At 61.7% G+C, this 10,219-nt stretch carries 7 protein-coding genes and 1 pseudogene; 5 read left to right on the top strand and 3 right to left on the bottom strand.

Features of this window, described 5'->3' with window-relative positions; translation table 11 throughout:
* The first annotated feature begins 30 nt into the window (after positions 1-30).
* A complete protein-coding gene (locus H0V34_14160; protein MBA2492776.1) occupies positions 31-291 on the top strand; it encodes a hypothetical protein in 261 nt (86 codons plus the stop codon).
* A 133-nt stretch (positions 292-424) separates the two neighbouring features.
* A complete protein-coding gene (locus tag H0V34_14155; protein MBA2492775.1) occupies positions 425-694 on the top strand; it encodes a response regulator in 270 nt (89 codons plus the stop codon).
* 343 nt (positions 695-1,037) lie between these two features.
* Here the strand turns inward: H0V34_14155 and H0V34_14150 are convergent, their stop codons facing one another.
* From H0V34_14150 to H0V34_14140, 3 genes are all read right to left on the bottom strand, one after another.
* On the bottom strand, positions 1,038-1,370 hold the full coding sequence (locus H0V34_14150) for a DUF2892 domain-containing protein (GenBank protein ID MBA2492774.1): 333 nt from the start codon (positions 1,368-1,370) through the stop codon (positions 1,038-1,040).
* 49 nt (positions 1,371-1,419) lie between these two features.
* Positions 1,420-2,007, bottom strand: coding sequence for a superoxide dismutase (locus H0V34_14145; GenBank protein MBA2492773.1), 588 nt, complete (start codon positions 2,005-2,007; stop codon positions 1,420-1,422).
* Between the two features lie 243 nt (positions 2,008-2,250).
* On the bottom strand, positions 2,251-3,069 hold the full coding sequence (locus tag H0V34_14140) for a universal stress protein (protein MBA2492772.1): 819 nt from the start codon (positions 3,067-3,069) through the stop codon (positions 2,251-2,253).
* A 240-nt stretch (positions 3,070-3,309) separates the two neighbouring features.
* On the opposite strand from H0V34_14140, the gene H0V34_14135 reads away from it, so the two are divergent.
* The 3 genes and pseudogenes from H0V34_14135 to H0V34_14125 all read left to right on the top strand — a co-directional run bounded on the left by H0V34_14135 (position 3,310) and on the right by H0V34_14125 (position 10,219).
* Positions 3,310-4,107: a DUF427 domain-containing protein gene (locus H0V34_14135; protein MBA2492771.1), complete on the top strand. Its 798-nt coding sequence runs from the start codon at positions 3,310-3,312 to the stop codon at positions 4,105-4,107.
* 175 nt (positions 4,108-4,282) lie between these two features.
* A complete protein-coding gene (gene vanZ, locus H0V34_14130; GenBank protein MBA2492770.1) occupies positions 4,283-5,275 on the top strand; it encodes a VanZ family protein in 993 nt (330 codons plus the stop codon).
* A 741-nt stretch (positions 5,276-6,016) separates the two neighbouring features.
* Positions 6,017-10,219 (top strand): annotated as a pseudogene (locus tag H0V34_14125) (HAMP domain-containing protein).

The raw sequence follows: 10,219 nt of genomic DNA, 5'->3' as shown, positions 1-10,219 counted from the left end.
ATCTTTTATGGCGTTGAGCCGGAGCGTCCGGTGCGTCTTCGCTCGCTGATCAACCCGCTCGAGCTCTTCACACGTGGTGCGTGGGAGCTGGCCGCCCGCTACAGTTATCTAAATCTGGAGGATGGCGCGCTGGAAGGAGATCGCGGCGAAGCCTTCAGCCTGGGCCTGAACTGGTATCCAACGGAGTACCTGAAACTCATGTTCAACGGCACACACATCGAGCGGGAAGAAGTAGCCGATGGCACGGAGTCCGAAGCGTTGATACAAACCCGCATGCAAGTGTATTTCTGAGCGCGTCCGCCGCTGGTCGCCATGGTCGCGTAGAAACTGCTAGTATCCATGCGTGGCGGTCGCGTCGCTCATGCCGCCGCCGCAGCCTGCGTATTCCGGATCTCGCTTGACGGATAGATTTTTTCTGATCTCTATGAAACCTACCATTCTGCTGGTCGACGACGAGCGCGCCATCCTGTTCGCCATACGCGAATATATCGCCGCTTACGGCTTTGAAGTCGACTGCGCGCGCGACAAGCAGGAGGCCCTAAACTTATTGGCCGGGCGCAGCTATGCGGTGCTGATCACCGATCTGCGGCTTTTTCGGCGGCGGGGATACCGACGGGCTGGACATCGCGGCGTATGCGCTCGCACGCAACCCGACGCCGCGCACCATCCTGCTGACCGCATACGGCACGCCTGAAATCGAAAAGTCCGCACGCGTGCTCGGCATCGACGTGTGTCTGTCCAAACCCAGACCGCTGGACCAACTCGTCGAGACCGTGTCGAAGCTGCTGGAGACACGGTTTAACCTGTCGCCCGCCGACGCCGGCCCCGGCGTAGCGCAGGCTTGACTACCGCCGGCGAGGGCGAGATCGGCATCCGCGCGGACCGGCAGCGCTTCGATGACGAACGCGAATGGCTCTTCATCGAGCTCGACCTGAAATACCAGTTTTGATCCGCGGCCGTAATCGGCTCTTTTCCCATGATCGCCGCTTCGCAATCTTCACGACAGCGCGTACAAGACCTGACCTTGGCGCGGCGTATTATCGGTTCGAGCCGGAATACGATTCATCCGAATTTTGCGTCGGCTGCGTTTCAGACACAGAACCGTTTTGGTTCGCGGAATTATCTATGCCCAGCCGCTCGTACGCAGCGCAATGACCCGACGCGGCGCGATAGGCCAGCGCGCCGCCTAGCGCGGTCAACACCAGGCCGCTTAGCGACAGCCGCCGCACCCCGCTGATCATCAGCAGGCCGCCGGCGACAGCGGACAGTACCCGTTCGCCGTCGCTGACGTTATTGGGCGCGCGTTCGGCACGTTCTTCGTCCGGCCAAGCGCGCACTCTTACCGTTCCGCTGGGCGCGCCTTCAGACATGTTTCTGTCCCATCATTGTCAGCCTCGCCGGTTCCATTACCCGGTAAGATTATTTGTCAAGGTTTCGAGCGATGAAGTCCCAGTTGGTGACTTCCCAAAAATGATCCACATAGTCTGCCTTGACGTTGCGATAGTCGATGTAATAGGCGTGCTCCCACATGTCCAGACCGAACAGCGCGGTCTCGCCTTCCGCTATCGGGTTGCGGCCGGCATGCTTTAGATCGCGCGCGGCGAGCTTGCCGCTCTTGTCCTTCACCAGCCAGGCCCAGCCGGCGCCGAACACCGACGTGGCGGTGGTCTTGAATTCTTTCTTGAAGTCATCGAACGAGCCAAAGCTACTCTCGATGGCGCTGGCCAGTTCGCCTTGTGGCGCACCGCCGCCATCGGGGCTCATGCACTGCCAGAACAGGTTGTGATTCCAGGCCTGAGACGCATTGTTGAACAGCTTCTGGTTATCTGTGCCATTGATGATTTCTTCCAGCGATGCGTTCTTGAGATCCGTGCCATCAATGAGCTGATTGACCGTATCGATGTAGGTCTTGTGATGCTTGTCGTGGTGATACTCCATGGTCTCGGCCGAGATATGCGGCTCGAGCGCGTTCTTTGGATAAGGCAGTTCGGGAAGCGTATGTGCCATTGTCGGTGCCTCGCTGTTAGCTGAATGTGAATGAATCGATATTGACAGACAATGGAGCAAATCACGTGCCGGTTGTCGCCGCACCGCAGGTTATACCCCTGGGGTGGCCTTTGTGTGGCACGCGCGGTTGTGGCCTATCAGGTGCGCGCGCCGTGTGCGTATGCGTCGTGCCTTCGGGTTGTAGGTTTTACACGGCCAGTTTGTAGCAATTACATTGCCATCTCACGGTTCAGAGCCGCGCCGTTAATGCGACATTAACACGGGCACGCTCATGTGCTTGAGCACGTAGCTGCTGGTCCCGCCCAGAACGCGCTGCCGTAGCGGTGAATGCCCGTACGCGCCCATGACGATGAGATCGCAGCCGAGTTCCGCGGTACGGGCCACCAGGCAACTGCCCCGATCCCGCTCGCCGCCGTCATCGTGCTCGGATTCGACCTGCACTTCATGAGCCGCCAGATGCTCGACAATATCTACGCCGGGCGGCATTTTTTCCGCCGGGCCGATCGACAGCAAGGTCACGCGCAAGGCCGCGCGCAGCAGCGGCATGGCGTCGTGCAGCGCGCGCGCCGCCTCGCGGCTCGCATCCCAGGCGACCATGACGTGGTCAGCCGCCGCCGACAAACGCTCCGTGTGCGGCACGACCAGCACCGGTCGCCCCGCCCGCAATGCCACATCAGCGGCGATGTCCTCGCCGCCCGCGTGCGCCTGACTGATTATCGCCATATCAGCGAATCGCGCGTAGGCAATCATTACGTCAGCAGCACCGCCGGCCATCGTTCGCCACCGCGCTGCCACCGCATGACGGGCAACGCAGCGATTGAATGTTTCTTCGGCGGCCTCGCCCTCGGCATGTGAGATCTGCGCGTTGTATTCCAAACTTTCCGGTGCGGTAACCGCGCCTTCCAGCCCCTGCAACAGACCATCATCCAGCGGCATAACCGGCGCCTGCAAGGCGTATACACCCGCCAGCCGCGCGTTTAACCGCCGCGCCATGCGCGCCGCATACTCGATGCGGGCGGTACAGCGCGCCGAGCTCTCAACATGCACGATCAAATCTTTCACGGTCTGCTGCCCCCTATTCTGCTACGGCCCGATGTCAGTTCGCCCCGATTGCACCTCGGCGCTAAATTAAAACGACCCATGCTGCTTTGCAAGGCGAGTCAGAGATGTCAACCGTGGGCGCGAGCGCTGTCAACCGTGGATACGCAGGGAACCGATCTTGCTTGTCCGACGTTCGTTGGCTCGCTGGCGGCGTCGCCGCATATCCTTGTGCGAGTCATGCGCCATGAGGGAGTCAAACCCATGAGCCTGACAATTTCCCACGGCCCGCTGGCGGGCAAGCCGGCTGAGGCGAATTACCGCATCGAAGGTCCCGCGCGACGCCTGTTTTTCGAAAGTTTTCCGCGCCGCGTGCGCGCCATCTTCGACGGCGAGACCGTGCTGGACTCGAGTGGCGGCAAACTTCTGCACGAAACCGGCCTGCTGCCGCAGCTATACGTGCCGCGCGAGGACGTGCGTCTCGATTTATGCGAAGCGACGGATCGCGCCACGCACTGCCCGTACAAGGGCGATGCGTCGTACTGGTCGGTGCGCGGCCAGAATCGCATCGCGGAGAACGCGATGTGGGCCTACCCGGAACCACAGGACGCGGCCCGCTGGCTGCGCGGATATCTCGCGTTTCACTGGGATGCGATGGATACCTGGCTCGACGAGGACGAAGAGATTCAAGGCCATTTGCGGGATCCCTACCATCGGGTAGACGTGCGCGAAAGCAGCCGCCACGTGCAGGTCATCGCCGCTGGTCATTTGGTCGCCGAAACCCGGCGGCCAAAGGTTTTGTCTGAAACCGGCCTGCCGAACCGATTCTATATCGCGCCCGAGCACGTACGCAGCGAACTGCTGGAGCCGAGCGCGACGCGCACCGTGTGTCCTTACAAGGGCACGGCGACTTATCGCACGGTCACGCTCGACGGACATCGCATTGCGGACGCGGCATGGGTTTACGAGCAGCCACTGGAGAACGCCCTGAAAGTACGCGATCATCTGTGTTTTCTGGCGCGTGGCGTAAAGGTCGAGGTCGACGGCGACAGGGCTGCGTAGGCGGCGTTGCCGATACGTCGGGGCAGATCACGATACGGCAATTCGGCCTTGGAAGTCAGGGACTGAAAAATCGCTAAACCTAACCTCCGCCGGAGTCCGGCCTGGCTCATCCGCTACGGATTGACCTTGGGCTACTTCGCCAGCCTCGCCGATTGTCGATAACGGCGTGCGCCAGATGAATGGCGCGGGAATTGAGTTCGCCGCGCCGGGCGCGGTGCGCTCCACAGCGCCGGCGCGGGGGCTTGTTGCCGCGCTTAGACGCGGCGCCGGCTTTTCGCTGGAACTCTGGGTGGCTGCCGGGCGCAACGATCCGCCCAGACACGCGCGAATCGTGTCCTGCTCACGCGACATATTCGCGCGAAACTTTACCCTGGCGCAGCAGGGCCACGATCTGATCATGCGCCTGCGCACCGTGCGCACGGATGCCAATGCGCTCAAGCCGTTCGTGCAGGTCAGGGACGCGTTCGTCACGCATGCCATTCAGCATGTGGTCGTGACCTATGACTTCACGCGGCAGCGCGTCTACGTCGATGGCAGGCGGCGCTTCGACGCCGCGATGCCGGGCGGAGGCTTCGGCAACTGGGACGACGGCCATTACCTCGTATTCGGCAACGAGCTGACGGGCCAGCGGCCTTGGCTCGGCAAGCTTTACGCCGTCACCTTGTGGGATCGCGCGCTGGGAAGCGGCGAAATTGAGCGCCTGTTCTCGGCCGGCGCCGAAGCGCGTGAGCCGCAACGGCGCGGCGCGCTGGCAGGCTACGATTTCAGCGGCACGCGCGCGCTGAGGGAGCCGCCCGGAATCGCGCCGGCGCTTGAGATACCGCGATACCTGATTCGGGGCAGCGATGATTTTCTGAAGTGGCCGCACGGACCACTGTCCTCCAACGCACGCGAAACAAGCGAAATCCTGGCCAATATCGTGCTGTTCGTGCCGCTGGGCGTGTTGCTGTTTACACCCGCGCGGCGCCGGTTTGACGGCGGTCTGAAATTCGCCGCGGCTGTCGTGGCCATCGCCGCGCTGACCACCGTAAGTTTCGAGTCGATCCAGTATTTTTTGCCGGGACGTACCTCGTCGCTAATCGATGCGTTCGCCAACACCGTCGGGGCCGCGCTGGGCGTTGCTCTTCAAGCTGTAGTTTTGAAAATTCCCTTAAAGTCCGTGTCTTAATTAATTAATCTGGGCTTAACGACACGATTTTTCGACCAGCTGGTCAAACGCAATCGATGCCAAGACACAAACATAATGTAGGCACCTCAGGCCGTAGCGGCACCACCCTGATGATGCAGTTGATGGTGAAATGCTCGCCATCGACAACTACTGTGGTCTCGAGCGGCTTATCTATAAACGGCTCCCGCGCAATTACGAGATCTACTGTTCCAAGCACCCGATAGACATTCTGGGCGCGCCCACTCTGCTTGCCATGGACGCCGGTCTCTTCTGTTCTCCTTCATTTTGAGCTTACTGGCGATCGTGCGCAAAAACCGCAAAGTGGTCGCGCGCCGCCAGCCTCGGAGCCACAGTAGAAAAATCCTCTGCCGTAGACTTTTCTGAGCGGTCTGCGGCGACGCGGGATGAGCGGCGTAATAACCCCGACGAATAGCCATAAATCGGCCACCCGGCCGTCTCGCCGCGTGCGCGGGCTCCCTATAAACTTTCTCGTTCCTACCCAATCGCTTGCAGGCGCGGCAAACAACGCCTCGCGGAACCCGCTCGCTCGGCGCAGCAGCAAGCGTAGTAGCGATGCCTGATTGCTTGAGCATCGGCTGGCAGGAGAACCCTTAAAGCGCGGGCTTCGCCGCGTGTTAGTTGATACGCATCAACCAGAGCGCGACGCACATCGCTTCGCGCGCTTCAAGGCGGCGAAGCAAGCGGACAATTCATGCGGCTACATGCACCGGAGCAGATTTCATGGAGAGAAGCACTTCGACGACCCGGACGACGGAGTTCGCCGAAACTGACGAGGAAGTTTATTCCTTCGATTCACAAAACCTGCTTGTCGTTCTGCAGGCGGTGCGCGCTGGCGACTTTTCCGTGCGCCTGCCCGGCGACCGGGTCGGACTGGAAGGCAAGATCGCCGACACCTTTAACGATATCCTGGCGACCAACGAACGCATGGCTAGAGAGCTCAAGCGGGTCGGGCAGATCGTTGGCAAAGAGGGCAAGACGCGACGACGCGCCAAATTTGGCCGCTCCAGCGGCGCCTGGGGCGAGATGGAGTCCTCCATTAACACGCTTATCGACGATTTGCTGTGGCCAACGACCGAGGTCACCCGCGCCGTCGCGGCCGTAGCCCGCGGCGATCTCTCGACTACTGTGCCTCTGGACGTCGACGGGCAACCGCTGGCAGGCGAGTTCCTGCGCTCCGCGACGATCGTCAACACCATGGTGCAGCAGCTCGGTGTATTTACCGACGAGGTCACGCGCGTCGCGCGCGAGGTCGGCACCGACGGACGTCTGGGCGGACAGGCCGTGGTGCCGGGCGTGGCCGGCACCTGGAAGGGTCTAACTGACAATGTTAACTCCATGGCCAACAATCTCACCGCGCAGGTGCGCAACATCGCCGACGTAACGATCGCGGTGGCCAGCGGCGACCTGTCGCGCAAGATTACGGTGGACGTGCGCGGCGAGATACTGCAGCTCAAGGAAGCCATCAACACCATGGTCGACCAGCTCAACGCTTTCGCGTCCGAGGTGACCCGCGTCGCGCGTGAAGTCGGCACCGAGGGCAAGCTCGGCGGTCAGGCGCAGGTGCCTGGCGTCGGCGGCACCTGGAAGGACCTGACCGACAACGTCAACTTCATGGCCAGCAATCTGACCGCGCAGGTGCGCAACATCGCCGAGGTGGCGACCGCCATCGCCAGCGGCGACCTGTCACGCAAAATCACGGTGGACGTGCGCGGCGAGATCCTCGAGCTTAAGGAGACCATCAACACCATGGTCGACCAGCTCAACGGCTTCGCATCCGAGGTGACTCGCGTCGCGCGCGAAGTCGGCACCGAGGGCAAGCTCGGCGGTCAGGCGCAGGTGCCCGGTGTGGCCGGCACCTGGAAGGATTTGACCGACAGCGTCAACTTCATGGCCAGTAATCTCACGGCACAGGTGCGCAACATCGCCGAAGTTGCGACCGCCATCGCCAGCGGCGACCTTTCGCGCAAGATCACGGTGGACGTGCGCGGCGAGATCCTGCAACTCAAGGAAACGCTGAACACCATGGTCGAGCAGCTTCGCTCATTCGCGGCCGAGGTGACCCGCGTCGCGCGCGAGGTCGGCACCGAGGGCCGTCTGGGCGGTCAAGCCGTGGTGCCCGGCGTGGCCGGCACATGGAAAGACCTGACCGACAACGTCAACCTGCTCGCCGCGAATCTGACCACGCAGGTACGCAACATCGCGGAAGTCACCACCGCCGTGGCGCGCGGCGATTTGTCGCGCAAGATCACGGTGGACGTCAAGGGCGAGATCCTCGAGCTGACGAACACCATCAACACCATGGTGGATCAGCTCAATGCATTTGCCGCCGAAGTGACCCGAGTCGCTCGCGAAGTCGGCACCGAGGGCAAGCTCGGCGGTCAGGCACAGGTGCCCGGCGTGGCCGGCACCTGGAAAGATTTAACCGACAACGTCAACGTCATGGCCACTAACCTGACCGAACAGGTGCGCGGCATCGTCAAGGTCGTAACCGCGGTGGCCGGCGGCGATTTGAAACAGCAGCTGTCGGTTAACGCCAAGGGCGAAGTGGCGGCGCTCGGCGAGACCATCAACAACATGACCTCCACACTGGCGATCTTCGCTGCACAGGTAACGACCGTAGCACGCGAAGTCGGGGTGGAAGGCCGCCTGGGTGGACAGGCCAACGTGCCCGGCGCGGCCGGCACCTGGAAGGACCTCACGGGCAACGTCAATCTCCTGGCCGCGAACCTCACCAATCAGGTGCGGGCCATTGCCGAAGTCGCCACCGCTGTCACCCAGGGCAATCTGACTCGATCCATCCAGGTCGACGTCCGCGGCGAAGTGGCTGAGCTCAAGGACAATATCAACGCCATGATCGGCAATCTGCGGCTCACTACCGATCGCAAGAACGAACAGGACTGGATGAAGACCAACCTCGCCCAGTTCACCAGCATGCTGCAAGGCCAGCGCGACCTGACCATAGTCGGCAGGAAACTGTTGAGTGAACTCGTACCGCTGGTCAACGCTCATCAAGGCCTGATTTACTGGCTGGAGGAGGAGCAAGCGCCGCACCTCAAACTGCTAGCGAGCTACGGAAATCTCAATCACGGGGGCTACCCGGAACGACTCGCACTGGGCGAAGGCTTCCTCGGGCAGTGCGCCGTCGATCAGCGTCGCATTCTGGTCAACGACGTGCCTCCGGACACCGTGCCGGTCGGCTCCGGTCTGCTGCAGGTTCTGCCACGGTGCCTGGTGTTCCTGCCGGTGGTGTTCGAGGGGCAGATCAAGGCGGTCATTGGGCTCGCGTCACTGAATGAGTTCACGCCATCGCAACTCACGTTTCTCGACCAGTTGACCACCAGCATCGGCATCGTGTTCAACAGTATAGAAGCGACGATGCAGACGGAGTCACTCCTCAAGCAGTCCCAGCAGCTTGCCGGCGAGCTGACGGCGCAGCAAAAGGAAATGCAGCAGAAAAACGAACAACTCGCCCAGAAGGCACAGGAGCTGGCGGAACAGAACGTGGAGGTGGAACGCAAGAACCAGGAGATTGAGCACGCGCGCCGGGCGGTTGAGGAAAAAGCGGCGGAGCTCGCCCTGACCTCCAAATACAAATCGGAATTCCTGGCGAACATGTCGCATGAACTGCGTACACCGCTAAACAGCATCCTGATCCTGGGTCAGCAGCTCGGCGATAATCTGGACGGCAACCTTAGCGCCAGGCAGGTGAAGTTCGCCCGCACCATCCATGGCGCCGGCACAGACCTGCTTACCTTATCAGCGATATCCTGGATCTTTCCAAGATCGAATCCGGCACGGTCACCGTGGAGGCCGAGGAGATCTCGTTTGTCACGCTGCTGGGCATGGTGGAACGCACCTTTCGCCACGAGACCGAGCATCGCCACCTGTCCTTCGATATCTCGGTGGACCCGTCGCTGAGCAAAACCATGGTCACGGATTCGAAGCGCCTCCTGCAGGTGCTCAAGAATCTGCTGTCCAACGCTTTCAAGTTCACCGAGCATGGCGGAGTGCGCTTTAGTGTTTCGGCGGTCGCGGGCGGCTGGAATTCCGATAATCCGGTGCTGCAGGCGTCAGCCACGGTGGTCGCCTTCGAGGTATCGGACACGGGCATCGGCATCCCGCTGGATAAGCAGAAACTCATATTCGAGGCATTCCAGCAAGCCGACGCCGGCACCAGCCGCACGTACGGCGGCACCGGTCTTGGCCTTGCCATCAGTCGCGAACTGGCGTTCCGGCTCGGCGGCGAGATTCAGCTGCGCAGCGCGCCCGGCGTGGGCAGCACATTTACGCTCTTTCTGCCGTTGCGGTATGTTGGCTCCTCAGCGCCAATGCTCACAGCAGACGCCAAGGTTACCGCTATCACTAGCAGCCTGCCGGTGGCGCAGCCCTCCTCCGACCATCCGACGGTACACATTCCGGACGATCGCGAGTCGCTCGCCGCGGATGACTCTATCCTGCTTATCGTGGAAGACGACCCGCACTACGCGCGGCTGCTGGTCGATCTCGCGCGCGAAAATGGCTTCAAGGTGCTGGTCGCGATGCGCGGCTCGGAAGCCTTGGCACTTACCCGCGAACACCACCCGACCGCGGTATCGCTAGATGTATTTCTGCCCGATATGCTGGGCTGGACGGTGTTGAGCCAGCTCAAGCAGGACGCCGCCACACGTCATATTCCCGTGCAGATGGTTACGCTGGACGAGGACCGGCAGCATGGTCTCGCCCGCGGCGCGTTCTCTTTCCTCACCAAGCCTGCGACCAGCGAAGATCTGGAAGCGGCGCTGGCGCGGCTCAAGGCGTTCGCGGCCCCGCGCCGCAAACGCCTGCTGATCGTCGAGGACAATGCGGCCGAGCGCCTGAGCGTCACCGAACTGCTGGGTCACGACGACATCGACATCATCACGGTGGACTCGGGCGCCGCGGCGC

The organism is Gammaproteobacteria bacterium, from assembly GCA_013696315.1.
GTDB lineage: Bacteria > Pseudomonadota > Gammaproteobacteria > JACCYU01 > JACCYU01 > JACCYU01.
This window is presented reverse-complemented; position numbering and strand designations above follow the sequence as displayed.